The organism is Actinoplanes sp. NPDC051388 (genome assembly GCF_055586225.1).
Genome location: NZ_JBVJIP010000001.1, coordinates 578,315 through 595,522 on the forward strand (window position 1 = coordinate 578,315; position 17,208 = coordinate 595,522).

Below are 17,208 nucleotides of genomic sequence, written 5' to 3' on the forward strand. Positions count from 1 at the left end.
GTACCGGCCCCCCCCCCCCCCCACCTCCCCCCCCCCCTTCCCCCCCCCCCTCCCCCCCCCCCCCCCCCCCCCCCTCCCCCCCCCCCCCCCCCCCCCCCCCCCCCCCCCGCCCGCGGGAGGTGGCCGGCCTCCGCTGGCGGGTCCTCCGGTCGGCGGTGGCCGTCCCGGTCAGCCGGCGGCGCGTCCGCCCGCGGGCCAGCCTCGGCCGGCTCAGGGCGGTCAGCCCCGTCCCGCGCAGGGTGGCCAGCCTCGACCCACACAGCCCCGGCCCGCCCAGGGCGGACAGCCCGGCAGGCCCGGCGGCGGTCAGCCCGGTCGTTCCGGCGGCGGTCAGCCCGGTCGTTCCGGCGGTGGTGGTCAGCCGGGTCGTTCCGGTGGTGGCCAGCCCGGCCGTTCCGGCGGTGGCCAGCCCGGCCGGCCTCCGGGCGGCGGCGGTGGCCAGCCCGGAGGGCGTCCCGGTCAGGGTCAGCCGCGTCCGCCGCAGGGTGGCGGAGGCGGCGGCGGCGTCTATGGATCCCAGCCGCCGCGAAGCAACCGCGACGACCCGAACAACTACGGCCGCACCAACTACCACCGTTAGCGGCCCATCACGCCCTGCCTCCAGCGAGGCGCCTTCACCGTGCTGAGCCGCGCATAGCTCTCAGACCCGGCGCAGGACGGCGACCACGCGGCCCATCACGGTGGCCATGTCGCCCGGGATCGGGTCGAAGGCCGGGTTGGCCGGCATCAGCCACACGTGGCCGTCGCGCTGGCGGTAGCTCTTCACGGTCGCCTCGCCCTCGATCATGGCCGCGACGATGTCACCGGAGTTGGCCGTCGGCTGCTGCCGCACCACCACCCAGTCGCCGTTGCAGATCGCGGCGTCGATCATCGAGTCGCCCTTGACCTCGAGCATGAAGACGTCGCCCTCGCCGACCAGCTCGCGCGGCAGCGGGAAGAAGTCCTCCACCGCCTGCTCCGCCAGGATCGGCCCACCGGCGGCGATCCGGCCGAGCAGCGGCACATAGGCCGGCGTCGGCCGGGCCGAGCGCAGCGCCTCGTCGTCGACCAGCTCGCTGGGCGCGCGCACGTCCACCGCCCGCGGCCGGTTGGGGTCGCGGCGCAGGAAGCCTTTCGCCTCGAGTGCCTTCAACTGGTAGGCCACGCTCGACGGCGACACCAGCCCGACCGCCTCGCCGATCTCGCGAACGCTCGGCGGGTATCCGTAACGCTCCACCCAATCGCGAATGAACTCGAGAATGCGTCGCTGCCGCGCGGTCAGATCGTTGGTCACCAGGTCAGGGAATTGGCTGACCGGCGTGACGGACCGCAGCTGCGGGGCATCGGCGCTGCGGGCCCGGCTCGGCGAACGTCGCCGCATCGCGCCCGCGGTGTTCGCCGCCTCGGGCTGGTGGTCCTGCTTCTGCTGCCGGCTCGTCCGGTCGTCGGTCGACACGTCCGCCCTCCCTGTCGGCCAAGTGCCGTGGTCGGCACGTGGTGCTTCTGCTCGCGGGGCCGTTCGAACGACCGTGGGGAATTGGTCGTTCGTCCCGGCTTCTGATCCAAGACCCTATTGGCGCGCCCCCGCATATTCAAACATCTGTACGACTTTGCTTCGGCGTGTCGCCCGGAAGTGCTCGACTTCCGTACGCGTGTTCTGATAAACCGTCGTACGGGCGTTCGATCGAACACCCGTATCAGGAAGGTGAAACTCCGATGGTGTCGACCTCGTACCACCAACCGCCGTTGCGTCTCACCCGGCGCGGGCGCGTCGTCGTGCTCGGCTTCTTCATCCTGATGGCCTCGCTGGCGAGCGCGATCCTGCTGGCCACGGCTTCGCGGGCGGACGACCCGGCGGCCGGGCCGGCGCCGTCGGTGGTGGTTCAGCCGCACGACACGCTCTGGTCGATCGCGACCCGCACGGCGCCGCGCCGCGATCCCTATGCGGCGGTGGCCGAGATTCAGCGGATCAACGCGCTGGACGGCTTCGTGGTGCACCCCGGCCAGACCCTCGAGCTTCCGCGCGACTGATCGTCCGGCGTATCGCGTCCGCCACACTCCCGTGTCGCGGATCGGACGATCATGTGAATTACGGCGTGGCTGAAAGCCGCAAACCGGACAGCGTCGGACACTGTCGGGACGCCGGGTGATCAGTCGATACACGACAGGTATCGAGGAGAAAATCCCGGCGCGCCGACCCGCCGGTTCGCTTGCGTCCGCGTCCGCAGCGGCCTAACGTCAACCCCAACATGTAGTAGTTACAAGGGTGTAAGTCATCCACAGGTTGGGGTCGGACGTCCCCAACTTCTCCACACGTTATCCACAGCGCCCCGTCTTCGGCGGGGCCGGTTTGGCGTGCCCGGAGAGCGTCCTAGACAGAGGAGGGTAAGCCGGTGCGCTGCCCGTACTGCCGGCACGCCGACTCGCGCGTGGTCGACTCGCGTGAGGCCGACGACGGCCAGCTGATCCGTCGTCGCCGGTCGTGCCCCGAGTGCGGCAAGCGGTTCACCACGGTGGAGGAGGCGGTGCTCGCGGTGGTCAAGCGCAGCGGCGTCACCGAGCCGTTCTCGCGGACGAAGATCATGAGCGGGGTTCGCAAGGCGTGCCAGGGCCGGCCCGTCGACGAGGACTCGATCGCGCTGCTGGCGCAGAAGGTCGAGGAGACCGTCCGGGCCAAGGGCGCGGCCGAGATCCCGAGCCACGACGTGGGCCTGGCCATTCTCGGCCCGCTGCGTGAGCTCGACCAGGTGGCATACCTGCGGTTCGCCAGCGTCTACAAGTCGTTCGACTCGCTCGACGAGTTCGAGAAGGAGATCGTCGCCCTGCGGGCGGCGACGGTCACCAAGGAGGCGACCGCCGCGGCGAGACACGCGGTGGCCGCCACCTCCGGCGGACGCCCGCCAAAGATCAATCAGTAGGACTTTCCAGGCACCGAGAAGCGTTGTCAGTAGTGGCACCAACGAGGGGGAGCACCATGGCCGGGGACGGCATCACAGCAGGACGGCAGCGCAACCGCAGCAACGGTTCGAGCGCGCCCACGGGGGGTCTGCACGTCGAGCGGGTCTGGACGACCGAGGGCGTCCACCCCTATGACGAGGTGGAGTGGGAGCGCCGCGACGTCGTCATGACGAACTGGCGGGACGGCTCGATCAACTTCGAGCAGCGCGGCGTGGAGTTCCCGGTTTCCTGGAGCGTCAACGCGGCGAACATCGTGACCACGAAATACTTCCGTGGCGCGGTGGGCACCGAGCAGCGCGAGTGGTCGCTCAAGCAGCTCATCGACCGCGTGGTCAGCACCTACCGCGCGGCGGGCGAGAAGCACGGGTACTTCGCGGACAAGGCCGCCGCCGAGGTCTTCGACCACGAGCTGACCTGGATGCTGCTGCACCAGGTGTTCAGCTTCAACTCGCCGGTCTGGTTCAACGTCGGCACCGCGTCGCCGCAGCAGGTCAGCGCCTGCTTCATCCTCTCGGTCGACGACTCGATGGACTCGATCCTGGACTGGTACAAGGAGGAGGGGCTGATCTTCAAGGGCGGCTCCGGATCCGGCGTCAACCTCTCCCGCATCCGGTCCAGCCGCGAGTTGCTCTCCTCGGGCGGCACGGCCAGCGGCCCGGTCAGCTTCATGCGCGGCGCGGACGCCAGCGCGGGCACCATCAAGTCCGGCGGCGCCACCCGGCGCGCGGCCAAGATGGTCATCCTCGACGTGGACCACCCCGACATCGAGGAGTTCGTCTACACGAAGGCGCGCGAGGAGAACAAGATCCGCGCGCTGCGGGACGCGGGCTTCGACATGGACCTGGGCGGGTCCGACATCGTGAGCGTGCAATACCAGAACGCCAACAACTCGGTGCGGGTCAGCGACGAGTTCATGCGCGCGGTCGAGGAGGGCACGACCTTCGACCTGCGCGGCCGGCTGCACGGCGAGACGATCGAGTCGATCGACGCCCGCAAGCTGTTCACCGACATCGCCAAGGCCGCGTGGGAGTGCGCCGACCCGGGCCTGCAATACGACGACACCATCAACGACTGGCACACCAACCCGGAGACCGGGCGGATCACCGCCTCGAACCCGTGCTCGGAGTACATGTCGCTGGACGACTCGTCCTGCAACCTGGCCTCGCTCAACCTGATGAAGTTCCTCAAGGCCGACGGCGGCTTCGAGGTGCAGAAGTTCGTCAAGAGCGTCGAGTTCATCATCACCGCGATGGACATCTCGATCTGCTTCGCCGACTTCCCGACCAAGCGGATCGGCGAGACCACGCGGGCCTACCGCCAGCTCGGCATCGGGTACGCGAACCTGGGCGCCCTGCTGATGGCGACCGGCCACCCGTACGACTCGGACTCCGGTCGTGGCGTCGCGGGGGCGATCACCTCGCTGATGACCGGCACGGCGTACCGCCGCTCGGCGGAGCTCGCCGGCGTCGTGGGGGCGTACGACGGTTATGCCCGCAACGCCGAGCCGCACCAGCGCGTGATGCGCAAGCACGCGGCCGCCAACGACGCGCTGAGTTCGCCCGGAAAGAACGCGGGCCCGCAGGGCGCGGTCGCGACCGAGATCGTCCGCGAGGCGACCCGGCAGTGGCAGGACGGCAACAAGATCGGCGCGAAGAACGGCTGGCGCAACGCGCAGGCGTCGGTGCTCGCGCCGACCGGCACCATCGGCCTGATGATGGACTGCGACACCACCGGCATCGAGCCCGACCTGGCATTGGTGAAGTTCAAGAAGCTGGTCGGCGGCGGCTCGATGCAGATCGTCAACCAGACGGTCCCGCGGGCGCTGCGCAGCCTGGGCTACCCCGAGGAGCAGGTCGAGGCGATCGTCGAGCACATCGCCGACCACGGCCACGTGGTGGACGCGCCCGGCCTCAAGCCGGAGCACTACACCGTGTTCGACTGCGCGATGGGCGAGCGGTCCATCGCCCCGATGGGCCACGTGCGGATGATGGCGGCGGCGCAGCCGTTCCTGTCCGGCGCGATCTCCAAGACGGTCAACATGCCCGAGACGGCGACCGTCGAGGAGATCGAGGAGATCCACTTCCAGGGCTGGAAGCTGGGCCTCAAGGCCTTGGCGATCTACCGCGACAACTGCAAAGTGGGGCAGCCGCTTTCTGCGGCAAAGCCCAACAAGGCCGAGGCGCCGACCGAGGTCGAGAAGGTCGTGGAGAAGGTGGTCGAGTACCGCCCGGTCCGCAAGCGGCTGCCGAAGAAGCGCCCGTCCGAGACGGTGTCCTTCTCGGTCGGCGGTGCCGAGGGCTACCTGACCGCGTCGTCCTACCCGGACGACGGCCTCGGTGAGGTCTTCCTCAAGATGTCCAAGCAGGGCTCGACCCTGGCCGGCGTGATGGACGCCTTCTCGGTGGCCATCTCGATAGGCCTGCAGTACGGGGTCCCGCTGGAGACGTTCGTCAGCAAGTTCACCAACATGCGCTTCGAGCCGGCCGGCATGACGGACGACCCGGACATCCGCATGGCGGCGTCGGTGATGGACTACATCTTCCGTCGCCTCGCGCTGGACTTCCTGCCCTACGACACCCGCGCCGAGCTGGGCATCTTCACCGCCAAGGAGCGCGCGGCCCAGATCCAGGCGGAGGCCGCCGCGGAGGCGGCCGCGGTCGACCTGACCACGATGGCGCAGTCCGCGCCGGTGTCGGCCCCGGTCGGCGCGGCGTCGAGCCCGCAGGCCGAGGCCCCGAAGGCCGAGGAGCCGGTGAAGACGGCGCACTCGAACACCGAGCTGCTCGAGGTGGTGCTCGGCACGTCGGCCGACGCGCCGCTCTGCTTCACCTGCGGCACGAAGATGCGCCCGGCCGGCAGCTGCTACGTCTGTGAGGGCTGCGGCTCCACCTCCGGCTGCAGCTGACGAACAGCACCGACGATGCCTCCCACCCGGTCACCGGGTGGGAGGCATTTTCATGCGCGCGGCGCTGCGGCAGATATCCCGGCCGGTCCGGGGTATGCGCCGGTCTGACGTTGGATCGTGCTGCGGTGGAGTAGGGGGCACGCTGTGGGTGCCGGCACCTCGATCAGGGTTACCGACAAGCGTGGCATCGGGCTGCCCGGCGTCGTGCTGGGTGTCGGGCTGGGCGGTTTCGTCGACGGCATCGTGTTGCATCAGCTGCTGCAGTGGCATCACCTGCTCACCAGCACTGACACCGACCGCGTCGGCATCCGGTACTACCCCGCCGACACGGTGCCGGGCTTGCAGATGAACACCGTCTGGGACGGGGTCTTCCACACTTTCACCTGGCTGTCGGTGCTGATCGGTCTGGGTCTGCTCTATTCGCGGATCACCACCGGCCGCAGCCGGATGTGGGCGTCGCGCGCTCTGTGGGGCTGGATCCTGGTCGGCTGGGGTCTGTTCAACCTGGTCGAAGGCCTGATCGATCACCAGATCCTGGGGATTCACCACGTCCGTGCCGGGCCCCACCAGTTCTGGTGGGACATGGGCTTCCTGGCCCTCGGCGCGGTGCTGGTCGCGTCCGGTTGGCTTCTGCAACGCGGCGCACCTGCTAACGATCGGGCATGAGTCACGGCCACGGCCCCGACGCCGGTCTGCTGCTGCTGGCCGTGGTGGCCGCGGCGATCGGCTACGAGACGGCGGCCACGCTGAGCCGCCGGCCGTGGCCGTGGTGGCGCACGGGCTTGTTCCTCACCGGCTGCGCGTTGCTTGCCGCAGGGTTCAGCCACGACACCATGCCATGGCCGGACGGCGACTTCCGCAGCCACATGGTGCGGCACCTGATCGACGGCATGCTGGCGCCGCTGGCATTGGTCCTGGGTGCGCCGGTGACGCTGCTGCTGCGTGTTGTTCCGCGCAGCGCCGGGCGGGCGCTCGGCCGGCTGCTGCGGGCCCGCACGATGCACATCGTCGCTCACCCGGTCGTGGCGCTCGTTCTCAATCTGGGCGGCCTGGCGGCTCTCTACTTCACTCCGCTCTATGCGGCGGCCACCCGCTCGCCGGGCCTGCACCTGCTCGTTCACCTGCACTTTCTGCTCGCCGGCTACCTGTTCGCCTGGGTGATAGCCGGACCGGATCCCGCACCGAAGCGCCCCGCCGTGCCGGCCCGGCTGGTGGTGCTCGGCGCCGCGATCGCGTTCCACGCGGTGCTGTCGCAGATGATGTACGCCGGCGCCCTCGTCGAACTGCCGATCCCGGCCGACCAGCGGCAAGGCGGCGCCACCCTGATGTATTACGGGGGCGACATCGCCGAACTGCTCCTGGCGGCCGCGCTGGTCACGAGCTGGCGGCCACGCCGTGCACATCGAGGCAGTAGCACATATGTTCTAAAAGTTGGTTAGAGTGGGCCATGCCCAAGTCTTTGACCGCCATTCAGGCGCGCATTCTGGCGGTGGTGAACGAGTGGATCGTCGCCCATGGTTATCCGCCCACCATCCGAGAGATCGGCGCGGCGGCAAATCTGCGATCCCCGTCGTCCGTGGCGCATCACCTCGACACTCTCGAAAGTCTCGGCCTGCTGAGCCGTGGAGTGGGAGCCAGGGCACTCCGCGTGCGCCCGCGGGAGAAGGGGCGCGAGGTTCCGGTCCTCGGCGCGATCGCGGCCGGCATCCCGATCCTGGCCGACCAGCAGGTCGAGGAGTGGCTCAACCTGCCGGCGAGCATGGTGGGCCAGGGTGAGGTCTTCGCCCTGCGGGTGCGGGGCGACTCGATGGTCGACGCCGCGATCTGTGACGGCGACATCGCCGTCTTCCAGCGCCAGCCCACCGCGGACTCCGGCGACATCGTCGCCGCCATGATCGACGAAGAGGCGACCGTCAAACAGCTCCGCATCCGCCCCGGCCACATCGACCTGGTGCCGCACAATCCGAGCTACGACATCATCCCCGGCGACGACGCCGTCGTCCTGGGCAAGCTCACCTGCGTCGTCCGCCACGTGCCGTGACGGCAAAGAATTCGCGAATGTCGTCGACCAGCAGGTCCGGCTCCTCGAGAGCGGCGAAGTGCCCGCCGCGCCCCTCGATCTCGGTCCACCGGGTGATCGTGTGGCCCTCTTCGGCATAGCGGCGGATGCCGACGTCGTGGGCCAGGATCAGCACGCCGGTCGGAACGCCGGAGTTCGTCTTCTGCTCGCCGAAGCCGGCGCCTTGCGCATATCCGACGTAGGCCGCCGACCCGGCCGTGCCGGTCAGCCAATAGATCATCGCGTTGGTCAGCAGCACGTCCCGGTCGAGGATCCGGTCCGGGTCGGTCGCCCGTGGATATGTCCACTCGCGGAACTTGTCCATGATCCAGGCGAGCAGTCCCGCGGGGGAGTCGACCAGCCCGTAGGCCAGGGCCTGCGGTCGGGTCGACTGGATCGAGATGTAGCCGAACTCCTCCCGCATGAACGCGTTGATCCGATCCACCCGGTCCCGCTCGGCGGCCGTCAGCGCCGCGTAGTCCTCTTCGGACAGCGGCAGCGGCGGCATCGGACCGGGGTCGCCGTTGATGTGCACGCCGACGACGTGCTCCGGGGCGACTCGGGCGAGTTCCGGGCTGACCGAGGCGCCGATGTCGCCGCCCTGGGCGCCGTACCGGTCGTAACCGAGGCGGCGCATGAGTTCCGCCCAGGCCTTGGCGATCCGGGTGCTGTCCCACCCGGGCTCGGTGACCGGCCCGGAGAAGCCGAAGCCCGGCAGGGATGGAATGACCAAGTGGAAGTCGCGCGAGAGCGGCTCGATGACGTCGAGGAACTCGACGATCGATCCGGGCCAGCCGTGCGTCAGGATCAGCGGCAGCGCGTCCGGGTTGCCGGAGCGGACGTGCAGGAAGTGCAGGCGCTGGCCGTCGATGACCGTGGTGAACTGCGGAAAGCCGTTGATCTTCGCTTCCGCCGCCCGCCAGTCGTATCCGGTGCGCCAGTGCTCGACGAGGTTCCGAAGCCAGCTCGTCGGCACGCCGGTGTCCCAGCCGTCCCCGGGAAGTGGCGCCGGCCAGTTCGTCCGACCGAGGCGTTCGCGCAGGTCAGCAAGCCGAGCGTCGGGAATGTCGATGCGGAATTCGGTGATCTCTTCGCTCATGAGATCAACGCTAGGACGCATAGCGGCCAGTTCCCGACCGCAAGAGAGCGCTGACGTAACCGGCCCGTGTTCAATTACTTTGCGCGCATACTTCTTGGCGTGTTGGCTGAGGTGGGCATCACGTAGAGAGGTCATCACTTATACGGTTAAGTTGAGGTGGTGACCTCTCTCGTCGATCACCCCCGGCTCGACACGGCCAAGGTCGCGGTCGGCGTCACGTTCGGCATGAACGGTCTGGCCTTCGCCGGGTGGCTGGCCCGCGCTCCCGCCGTCCGCGACGACCTGCACCTCAGCACGGCGGGTTTCGGCTTCCTCCTGCTCTGCCTGTCGGTCGCCGCGATCGCCTCGATCCCGCTGGCCGGCCCGCTCGTGCAGCGCGCCGGCCCGGCCCGCGCGGTGCTGCTCGGCAGCATGTCGGTGGTCCTCGGCCTGTGCCTGCTGGGCCTGGCCGCGGCGACCGGCACGGTGTGGCTGGCCGGCATCGGCCTGGCCCTGCTGGGCATGGGCAACAGCACCTGGGACGTCGCGATGAACGTCGAGGGCGCGGACGTCGAGCGCCGCATCGGCCGCACCATCATGCCGCGCTTCCACGCCGGCTTCAGCCTGGGCACGGTCCTCGGCGCCGGCTTCGGTGCAGGCTCCGCGGCGATCGGCATCCCGGTGTCCACACAGCTCTTCATCACCGCCGCGCTGGCCGCGGTCACCATGATCATCACGGTTCGCCGCTTCCTGCCGTGGACCCCGCTGCCCGCGGGCGAGAAGCCGGCGATGAACGTCCGCCAGGCCTGGCGCGAGCCTCGCACGCTGCTGATCGGCCTGATCATGCTGGGCTTCGGCTTCACCGAGGGCGCCGCCCAGGACTGGCTGGCGATCAGTCTGGTCGACGGCTACGGCACCAGCGAAACCGTCGGCGCCATCGGCTTCGGCTTCTTCGTGACAGCGATGACGTTGGCCCGCCTCTTCGGCGGCCAGGCCATCGAACGCTGGGGCCGGGTGCGAGTCCTTCGCGGCACGGTGGTCTCAGCCGCCATCGGCCTGCTCCTGATGATCTCCGGCATCAGCGTTCCGCTGGTCCTGCTGGGTGCCCTCCTGTGGGGCGCCGGCGCCTCGCTCGGCTTCCCGGTCGGCATGAGCGCGGCCGCCGACGACCCGATCAGAGCCGCGATCCGAGTCTCGGTGGCAGGCTCGATCGGCTACGCCGCCTTCCTGGCCGGCCCACCCCTGATCGGCATCCTGGCCGAACACTTCGGCGTCCTCCAGGCCCTGCTCTGCGTCTTCGGCGCCCTGGCCATCGGCCTGTTCGCCAGCAGGGCCGCAAAACCCCTCAACCCATAACCCCTTTCGGATACGCGCACACCAGAGTCCCGTCCACCACACCCGAGCCAGTCGCAACTCGAGCCGATCACGCACTTCCGGCCCCTGCCCAACCCGGTCGCCTTCGGCGACCATGGCTCCGTGGAGGTCGTGGAGCAGTTCGTGCTGGGCAAGGCCGGCGATCCGCAGATGTGCGAGGACGCGATCGTGGTGACCGCGGGACACGCGGCGGTGATCGACGGCGCGACGGATGTGAGTGGCCGGAGCCACCGGGGGAGAGCAGGCGGATGGTGGGCCATGGCGGCTTGCCGGGACAGCATTCAGCAGCTGCCGCACTCGGTTGACGCGCACACGGCGATTGCGGCGATGACCTCGGTGCTGGCGGCTCGGCTCGACTGTGGACTGACTGCCGAGGAGCGCCCGAGTGCGGCTGTCACCGTCTATTCGCAAGCGCGCCGGGAGATCTGGCAGGTCGGTGATGTCGGCTTCGCGTATCGAGGGCTGCCGGTCTCGGCCGGACAGCCACGCAAGCTGGTCGACCAGATCGCGGCATCGTTCCGGGCCGCGGTGCTGGCGGCGGAGGTCGCCGCCGGAAGGGTCAGCATGGACCGGGTCACGGAGATCGACCCTGGCCGGCTTGCGGCGCGAGCCCTCATCGGTCGGCAGGGCGCGCTGCGCAACAGCGTCGGTCCCTTCGGCTACGCCGCCATTGACGGACGGCCGGTTCCGCCGTCGCTGGTGGTGGTTCATCCGTTGCCCGACGGGATCGACGAGGTGACGATCGCCAGCGACGGCTATCCGGTCATCGGCGAGACCTTGGCCGCGTCCGAGTCTGAGCTGGCCGCACTGCTGGAGAAAGACCCCTGGTGTGTGGCCGAGCTGGCCGGCACGAAGGGGCTCGTTCCCGGTCAGGTGAGCTTCGACGATCGTGCCTACCTGCGCATCCGCACCTCGAGCTGACCGGGACTGCGGGCCGGAGCGGGCTGTGGAAAGCTGACGCGCATGGCGCTCGATCACTCCGCCCAGCTCGAGGCCCACCTCGACGCGACCCCCGAGCGGGTCTGGCACGCGCTCACCGACGCCGATGCGCTGACCGCCTGGTATTGGCCGGCCTCCGTCGAGCCGAAGGCCGTCTCCGACGCGCGTCAGGGTGGCGCCTTCGGCATCACGACCGCCGGCGCCGAGATGGGCTTCGAGGGTGAATACCAGGAGTTCGACCCGCCGACCCGCATGGTGCAGTCGTGGCGCTGGTCCGGCGACGACACCGGCAGCCGCGTGACGATCGAGCTGACTCCGGCGGCCGGGGGCACCGACCTCGTGATCGTCCACGACCGGCTCGACGAGCAGACCGCCGAGATGTACCGCGAGGGCTGGGCCAGCTGCCTGGAACGCCTCCCGGCCTACCTGGCCGCCTGACGACCTTCGGCGAGGAAGTCGCCGATCACCCTGGCGAGCAGGTCGGGCTGCTCGATCACCATGCTGTGCGATGCGTCCTCGAGCTGCAGATAGCGCACCCCACCGGCCGCGGCCTGTTCGACCAGATGGCGCCGATGCGCCGCATACAGGTCCGCGAAGGGCTCCTGCGCCGGCGTGTTCCGGGTGGCCAGCACGACCAGTTCGGGGCACGTGGTCGCGGCATAGACCGGCCCGAGATCAAGACCGTTCATCAGCGTGAGCAGTTCCGCGGCGGTCTCCGCCGACGGCCGCGTCGAGGTCTCGCCGTCCTTGTGCACCAGGTTCCGCCGGAACCCTTCGATCCACACCTTCTCGTTGGCGCCCATGTCCCGGGCCGCGAATCGTTCGCGCTCCACCAGATCCGGAAGCTCGTCCGCCGGAACCGTCCGGCCCATCCCGGCGTGCATCCGGCCGAGCACCTCGTGCAGCCGGCCGAGCTCGGCCGCCGCCTTCTGCGGATCCATGCCCGGCAGATGCGCAGGATCGGTGGGCGGCGGATTCCCGTCCAGACTGACCACGCCGGGCGCCTCGGGATGCCGTTGCCCCCACAGCGCGGCCAGCATCCCGCCCAGCGAATGCCCCACCACCGCGGGCGCCGAGAGCTCCATCTGCACCACCACCGCGGCGAGATCGCCCAGCGCGGCATTCCAGGACCAGGCCCCGTCGCCGGACCGCCCATGCCCGCGAAGGTCCATGGTGATCACCCGATGCCGAGCCCGAAGCGCCCGGGCAAGCGTGGTCATGGTGGCCAGATTCTCCCCGGCGCCGTGCAACAGAACGAGCGGCGGCTCAGACCCCCCGAAGTCCCGCACAGCGATAGGCAACTCCCCAGCATCAACCAGCCGGTCGTTGATCACAGCCCCACACCTTCCCCACCCTCGAGTCGCATCCCAGCAAGTCTCCGCCACAACCGCACCGGCCCACTAACCCCACCACCCCAATCCCGGCCAGGCCCCACGCCGTGCCCAGAGTTCGCCCGGCCCAGCGCCACAACCGCCGAGCCCACCGAGGCCGATGACCAGTCGCGGATCCGGTCGGAACAGGCGTGGTCGCGGCCCGGTGCGCCGAGCGTCGCGGCGGTCTTGGTGCCCTTGCCGAGTCTTCCGGGGGCGGGCGGGTCCAGGACCGTGTCAGGCAAGTCTCACCCGGGCCGGGAGTCGCCGTCGCGGTCGGCAGGGCCACCCGCCTCATGCGCGCGCAACCGATCCCGCACCGCCGCCGAAGGCACCCCACCATCCGGATGCCGCGGCAGCTTCCCCCGCCGCACCAAGTCGTGCACCCCTTGCCGGGTGATCCCCAACATCGCCCCGGCCGTCGCATAGGAGATCGACTCAGCGGAGGGATGCCCCACCCGCCGCGCCGTGACCCGCCCCAACGGCGTCCGCCACCACTCGGCCGGCGGATCGAACGCCCGATCACCCGGATAGAGCGACGAGATCAGCCGAGCCGTCGTCGAGACCGCATCCCCGCCCCGGATCTCATCGGCCCACCGCCCGGCCCGCACCCGCAGCAGCCCCCGAACACCGTCCACCACCTCATCGCCCTCGAGCAGCAACTCGAGCGGATCGAGCAGCTGCACGTCGACCATTCGCACGATCTGCTCGATCAGATCCTCGCGCTCACCCACCCCATCACCCAATCGCTACTTGACACCGCCTGTCAAGCAACTGAGATGAGCATGACGACCCGCTCCTCGTCGCGCGGATACGGCCCGCCGACGTACTTGGTCGAGATCACGTCGACGATCTCCCACGCGGCATCGCCGGAGAGCCATTCGACCACCCGCCCGCGGATGATGACCGGCTGGAACGGATTGTCCGGCGGCGTCAGCGATACCGCGACCCGCGGGTCCCGCCGCAGGTTGCGGGCCTTGCGGGAGTCCGGCCCGGTGAGGATTGCGAGGTGCTCGCCATGGGTGTGGATCCAGACCGGCACGGAGTGCGGACCGCCATCCGGCAGCACGCTGGCAAGGTGCGCGATCGGGGTCCCGTCAAGAATGCGGCGTACGTCGGCATCAAGCATCGTGATCAACTCCTACAGATTGAGGTTCCTTAAGGAGACCCTAGCAATCGGAGTTTCTTCAGGGAACCCCGGAGGCTAGACTGGACCCATGCAACGCACGGACTACAGCGAGATGGCCTGCTCGATCGCCCGCACCCTGGACGTCATCGGGGAGCCCTGGTCGCCGCTCGTCCTGCGGGACGTGTTCGCCGGCTTCACCCGCTTCGAGCAGATCCAGGCCGACCTGGGCATCTCCCGCAAGGTCCTCACCGAGCGCCTCAACCACCTGGTCGACCGCGGCGTCCTCGAGCGCCGCCCCTACGACCGGCGCCCCCGTTACGAATACGTCCTGACCGAAAAGGGCACCGAGCTCGTCGACGTGCTCATGGTCATGAGGGGCTGGGGCGACAAGTGGCTGGCGGGCGAGGCCGGCCCACCGGTCCTCTACCGCCACCACGCGTGCGGCGAGATCAGCAGCCCGGAGCTGCGCTGCGCCCACTGCGGCGAGCCGATGCACGCCGGCGACATCGACCTGCTGCCCGGCCCCGGCGCGGGCGGGTAAACGGGGTAAGAAAGTGGAGAAGAAGCAGCTGGCAAAAAGAGCACTGACTGAGCCCCACCCGACCCGCCTGGACCCCGTCCACCCCCGCCGCGCCGAGATCCTCGCCGCCCACGCCAAAGCCCTCGCCGCCGACAAACCGGGCTACGAAGACCCCGACACCGGACTTTTCGTGCTCACCGCCGGCTTCCTCGCCAACCGCGGCACCTGCTGTGACCGCGGTTGCCGTCACTGTCCGTACCAGGACGGTCCCTGACTTCGGGCTTCCGCTCGCGGTCCGCGACCAAATATGGTGTGCCCCGATTCTTCGGGAGGACCCCCCTCGTGCGTTCCCGTCTAGCCGCCGCCGGCGCGGCTCTGGCCATCGTCGCTCTGGCCGGCTGCACCAAGGACGAGCAACCCGCCGCCGCCCTGCCCCCGGTGCAGGTGGTCGAGCTGCCCGCCGCCTCAGCCGGCGGCGCCTGCATCCTCTGGGACTACGCGTTCATCGAGGAGATGATCGGCGTGCGCTTCACCGTGGCGGCCGGCGACCAGGTCGACGACACCGCCACCTGCGTGGTGCGCACCGAGGAGGGCCCGGCGCCCGCTCTGGTGCTGACGGTGAGCGCCTCGTCGGCGAACGCGGAGCTGTTCACGGACGAACTGATGCCTGCCAAGGCCGCCAAGCTCAAGGGTCTCGGCCTGGCCGGCTACCGCCTGGTGACCCGGCCGGCGACCGGCACGGTCATCGAGGTCGGCTGGCTGAGCCAGGGCCATCAGCTGCAGTCGCTGAAGTTCACCCTGGTCAAGGACGCGCCGCCGGACGCGGTCAACGACATGGCGGCCGCCCTGGTGACCATGGCGCAGGCCATGGACACCACGGACGGCAAGGCCGAGGAGAAGAAGAAGAACAAGTCCTAGTTGGCCGCCGCGTCGACGAAAACCCGCGACGCCACCTCGCGCGGCAGCCGGATCTTGTCGCCGGAGCGGTCGATGGTGACCGAGTCGCGTTCCTGCGCCACGGTGACCGTCGCGCCCGGGTCGATGCCGGCCGCGTGCAGCTGCCGCAACACGCTCGCGTTGGTCTGCACGCTCTCGCAGATGCGTCGCACCACGACGCTGCCGGTCAGCCCGGGGAAGGCCAGGTTGCGCTCGGCGGCGGCGTTGTCACTCGGCACCGTCGCGGCGTCGAGCGTGGCCAGCCCGGGAATCGGGTTGCCGTAGGGCGACCGGGTCGGCTTGTTCAGCAGCTCGTAGACGCGCTTCTCCACCGAGTCGCTCATCACGTGCTCCCACCGGCAGGCTTCGTCGTGAGCCTCCTCGTAGGGCATGCCGATGACGTTGACCAGCAGCAGCTCGGCGAGGCGGTGCTTGCGCATGACCGAGACGGCGGCCGCGCGGCCGTGCTCGGTGAAGAGCAGGTGGCGGTCGTTTTCCACGGTCAGCAGCCCGTCGCGCTCCATCCGGGCCACCGTCTGGCTGACGGTCGGTCCGCTCTGGTGGAGGCGCTCGGCGATCCTCGCCCGCAGGGCCGGCACGCCCTCTTCCTCGAGCTCGAGGATGGTGCGCAGGTACATCTCGGTGGTGTCGACGAGATCATTCACGGTGTGGGTCCTCCCAGCAGCGATATTACCTCGCGCAACGCGTCGCGGCCGGGCCCCGCGGGGGGCTCGGCCAGGTGGGTGAAGCGACCATACCGTGCGACGATGGCCGCATGGTCGACGGCGCGACGGCAGTGGTCTGGGACAGCTCTCTGCTGGGCTACGACATGGGAGATCATCCGCTGAACCCGGTACGCCTCGAGCTCACCATCGCCCTGGCCCGCGAGCTGGGCGTGCTGGACCGTCCGGGGGTCCGGATGATCACCTCGGCACCGGCCGACGAGCGGGCGCTGACCCGGGTGCACCGCCCGGAATACCTGGACGCCGTCCGGATCGCTCCGAGCGACCCATTCTTCTCCGGCTGGGGTCTGAACACCGCCGACAATCCGGTCTTCGAGGGCATGCACGAGGCGAGCGCCCTGGTCTGCGGCGCCACGCTGGCCGCGGCCGAGGCGGTGTGGCGCGGCGAGGTCACCCGCGCCGTGAACGTGGCCGGCGGCCTGCACCACGCGATGGCCGCGCGGGCGGCCGGCTTCTGCGTCTACAACGACCCGGCGGTCGCCATCGCGCGGCTGCTCGACGAGGGGGCGCAGCGGATCGCCTATGTCGACGTCGATGTGCACCACGGCGACGGCGTGCAGGCGGCCTTCTGGGACGATCCGCGGGTGCTGACGATCAGCCTGCACGAGTCGCCGCTGGCGCTGTTCCCCGGCACCGGCTTCCCCGACGAGGTCGGGGGGAAAGACGCGGAGGGTACGGCGGTGAACATCGCCCTGCCCCCCGGCACCGGAGACGCGGGCTGGCTGCGTGCCTTCAACGCGGTCGTGCCGTCGGTGCTCCGGGCGTTCCAGCCAGAGCTCCTCTTCACCCAGTGCGGCGCCGACACCCACCGCCTCGACCCGCTGGCCGACCTGCGCCTGTCCGTGGACGGCCAGCGCGCGGCCTACGTGAAGCTCAAAGCCCTGGCCGACGAGCTCTGCGCCGGCAAGTGGGTGGCCACCGGCGGCGGCGGGTACGCCCTGGTCGAGGTAGTCCCCAGAGCCTGGACGCATCTGCTCGCCGTGGCCACCGGAGACCCGCTCGACCCGGCCACTCCCACCCCACCGGCCTGGCGCAAGCTGGCCGCCGAGCGCCGCCCCGGCACCGACATCCCCGAGGACATGTCCGACGGCATCGAGCCCGCGGCGGAGTCCTGGAAGCCGGGCACCACCCCCGACCCGGTGGACAAGGCGATCCTCGCGACCCGCATGGCGGTGTTCCCGCTGCACGGACTCGACCCGCACGATCCCCGGGACTGAC

Annotated in this window: 19 protein-coding genes; 13 read left to right on the forward strand and 6 right to left on the reverse strand. The window is 69.9% G+C overall.

Annotated features, from left to right (window positions below):
- Positions 1-640 precede the first annotated feature (640 nt).
- On the reverse strand, positions 641-1,435 hold the full coding sequence (gene lexA / locus ACZ6TI_RS02730; RefSeq protein WP_465343235.1) for a transcriptional repressor LexA: 795 nt from the start codon (positions 1,433-1,435) through the stop codon (positions 641-643).
- Positions 1,436-1,695: 260 nt separating this feature from the next.
- Between lexA (ACZ6TI_RS02730) and ACZ6TI_RS02735 the strand changes: the two genes are divergently transcribed.
- The 6 genes from ACZ6TI_RS02735 (at position 1,696) to lexA (ACZ6TI_RS02760) (ending at position 7,883) form a co-directional block, all read left to right on the forward strand.
- Positions 1,696-2,010, forward strand: a complete 315-nt coding sequence (locus ACZ6TI_RS02735; RefSeq protein ID WP_465343236.1) for a LysM peptidoglycan-binding domain-containing protein — start codon at positions 1,696-1,698, stop codon at positions 2,008-2,010.
- A 362-nt stretch (positions 2,011-2,372) separates the two neighbouring features.
- Entirely contained in the window at positions 2,373-2,897 is a 525-nt protein-coding gene (gene nrdR, locus ACZ6TI_RS02740) for a transcriptional regulator NrdR (protein ID WP_465343237.1), read from the forward strand.
- A gap of 56 nt (positions 2,898-2,953) precedes the next feature.
- On the forward strand, positions 2,954-5,842 hold the full coding sequence (locus tag ACZ6TI_RS02745) for a vitamin B12-dependent ribonucleotide reductase (protein WP_465343238.1): 2,889 nt from the start codon (positions 2,954-2,956) through the stop codon (positions 5,840-5,842).
- 144 nt (positions 5,843-5,986) lie between these two features.
- Entirely contained in the window at positions 5,987-6,508 is a 522-nt protein-coding gene (locus tag ACZ6TI_RS02750) for a DUF2243 domain-containing protein (protein ID WP_465343239.1), read from the forward strand.
- Positions 6,505-7,281 (forward strand): cytochrome c oxidase assembly protein, encoded by a 777-nt coding sequence (locus ACZ6TI_RS02755; protein ID WP_465343240.1) that lies wholly within the window; start codon positions 6,505-6,507, stop codon positions 7,279-7,281. Before ACZ6TI_RS02750 ends, ACZ6TI_RS02755 begins: the two co-directional genes overlap by 4 nt.
- A gap of 8 nt (positions 7,282-7,289) precedes the next feature.
- Positions 7,290-7,883, forward strand: coding sequence for a transcriptional repressor LexA (lexA, locus tag ACZ6TI_RS02760; RefSeq protein WP_465343241.1), 594 nt, complete (start codon positions 7,290-7,292; stop codon positions 7,881-7,883).
- On the opposite strand, the gene ACZ6TI_RS02765 is transcribed toward lexA (ACZ6TI_RS02760), so the two are convergent.
- Positions 7,855-9,000: an epoxide hydrolase family protein gene (locus ACZ6TI_RS02765; protein WP_465343242.1), complete on the reverse strand. Its 1,146-nt coding sequence runs from the start codon at positions 8,998-9,000 to the stop codon at positions 7,855-7,857. The genes lexA (ACZ6TI_RS02760) and ACZ6TI_RS02765 overlap by 29 nt on opposite strands.
- A gap of 159 nt (positions 9,001-9,159) precedes the next feature.
- On the opposite strand from ACZ6TI_RS02765, the gene ACZ6TI_RS02770 reads away from it, so the two are divergent.
- The 3 genes from ACZ6TI_RS02770 to ACZ6TI_RS02780 all read left to right on the forward strand — a co-directional run bounded on the left by ACZ6TI_RS02770 (position 9,160) and on the right by ACZ6TI_RS02780 (position 11,730).
- Positions 9,160-10,335 (forward strand): MFS transporter, encoded by a 1,176-nt coding sequence (locus tag ACZ6TI_RS02770; RefSeq protein WP_465343243.1) that lies wholly within the window; start codon positions 9,160-9,162, stop codon positions 10,333-10,335.
- A 120-nt stretch (positions 10,336-10,455) separates the two neighbouring features.
- Positions 10,456-11,274, forward strand: a complete 819-nt coding sequence (locus tag ACZ6TI_RS02775; protein WP_465343244.1) for a hypothetical protein — start codon at positions 10,456-10,458, stop codon at positions 11,272-11,274.
- A gap of 42 nt (positions 11,275-11,316) precedes the next feature.
- Complete coding sequence (locus ACZ6TI_RS02780; protein WP_465343245.1) at positions 11,317-11,730, forward strand: SRPBCC family protein; 414 nt, start codon at positions 11,317-11,319, stop codon at positions 11,728-11,730.
- Here ACZ6TI_RS02780 and ACZ6TI_RS02785 read toward each other — a convergent pair.
- The 3 genes from ACZ6TI_RS02785 to ACZ6TI_RS02795 form a co-directional block, all read right to left on the reverse strand.
- Positions 11,715-12,677 carry an alpha/beta fold hydrolase gene (locus ACZ6TI_RS02785; RefSeq protein WP_465343246.1) on the reverse strand — a complete coding sequence of 321 codons (963 nt, stop codon included), beginning with the start codon at positions 12,675-12,677 and terminating at the stop codon, positions 11,715-11,717. The genes ACZ6TI_RS02780 and ACZ6TI_RS02785 overlap by 16 nt on opposite strands.
- A 233-nt stretch (positions 12,678-12,910) precedes the next feature.
- The gene (locus ACZ6TI_RS02790; RefSeq protein WP_465343247.1) at positions 12,911-13,396 is read right to left on the reverse strand and encodes a hypothetical protein; all 486 of its coding nucleotides are present in this window, start codon (positions 13,394-13,396) and stop codon (positions 12,911-12,913) included.
- 32 nt (positions 13,397-13,428) lie between these two features.
- Positions 13,429-13,791, reverse strand: coding sequence for a TIGR03618 family F420-dependent PPOX class oxidoreductase (locus tag ACZ6TI_RS02795; protein WP_465343248.1), 363 nt, complete (start codon positions 13,789-13,791; stop codon positions 13,429-13,431).
- An 88-nt stretch (positions 13,792-13,879) separates the two neighbouring features.
- On the opposite strand from ACZ6TI_RS02795, the gene ACZ6TI_RS02800 reads away from it, so the two are divergent.
- The 3 genes from ACZ6TI_RS02800 to ACZ6TI_RS02810 all read left to right on the forward strand — a co-directional run bounded on the left by ACZ6TI_RS02800 (position 13,880) and on the right by ACZ6TI_RS02810 (position 15,229).
- Positions 13,880-14,332: a winged helix-turn-helix transcriptional regulator gene (locus ACZ6TI_RS02800; RefSeq protein WP_465343249.1), complete on the forward strand. Its 453-nt coding sequence runs from the start codon at positions 13,880-13,882 to the stop codon at positions 14,330-14,332.
- Between the two features lie 13 nt (positions 14,333-14,345).
- On the forward strand, positions 14,346-14,585 hold the full coding sequence (locus ACZ6TI_RS02805) for a DUF5522 domain-containing protein (RefSeq protein WP_465343250.1): 240 nt from the start codon (positions 14,346-14,348) through the stop codon (positions 14,583-14,585).
- 68 nt (positions 14,586-14,653) lie between these two features.
- Positions 14,654-15,229 (forward strand): hypothetical protein, encoded by a 576-nt coding sequence (locus tag ACZ6TI_RS02810; protein ID WP_465343251.1) that lies wholly within the window; start codon positions 14,654-14,656, stop codon positions 15,227-15,229.
- Here ACZ6TI_RS02810 and ACZ6TI_RS02815 read toward each other — a convergent pair.
- Positions 15,226-15,912: a metal-dependent transcriptional regulator gene (locus ACZ6TI_RS02815; protein WP_465343252.1), complete on the reverse strand. Its 687-nt coding sequence runs from the start codon at positions 15,910-15,912 to the stop codon at positions 15,226-15,228. The genes ACZ6TI_RS02810 and ACZ6TI_RS02815 overlap by 4 nt on opposite strands.
- Before the next feature lie 110 nt (positions 15,913-16,022).
- Here ACZ6TI_RS02815 and ACZ6TI_RS02820 point away from each other — a divergent pair, with 110 nt between their 5' ends.
- On the forward strand, positions 16,023-17,207 hold the full coding sequence (locus ACZ6TI_RS02820) for an acetoin utilization protein AcuC (RefSeq protein WP_465343253.1): 1,185 nt from the start codon (positions 16,023-16,025) through the stop codon (positions 17,205-17,207).
- Position 17,208: the final 1 nt, after the last annotated feature.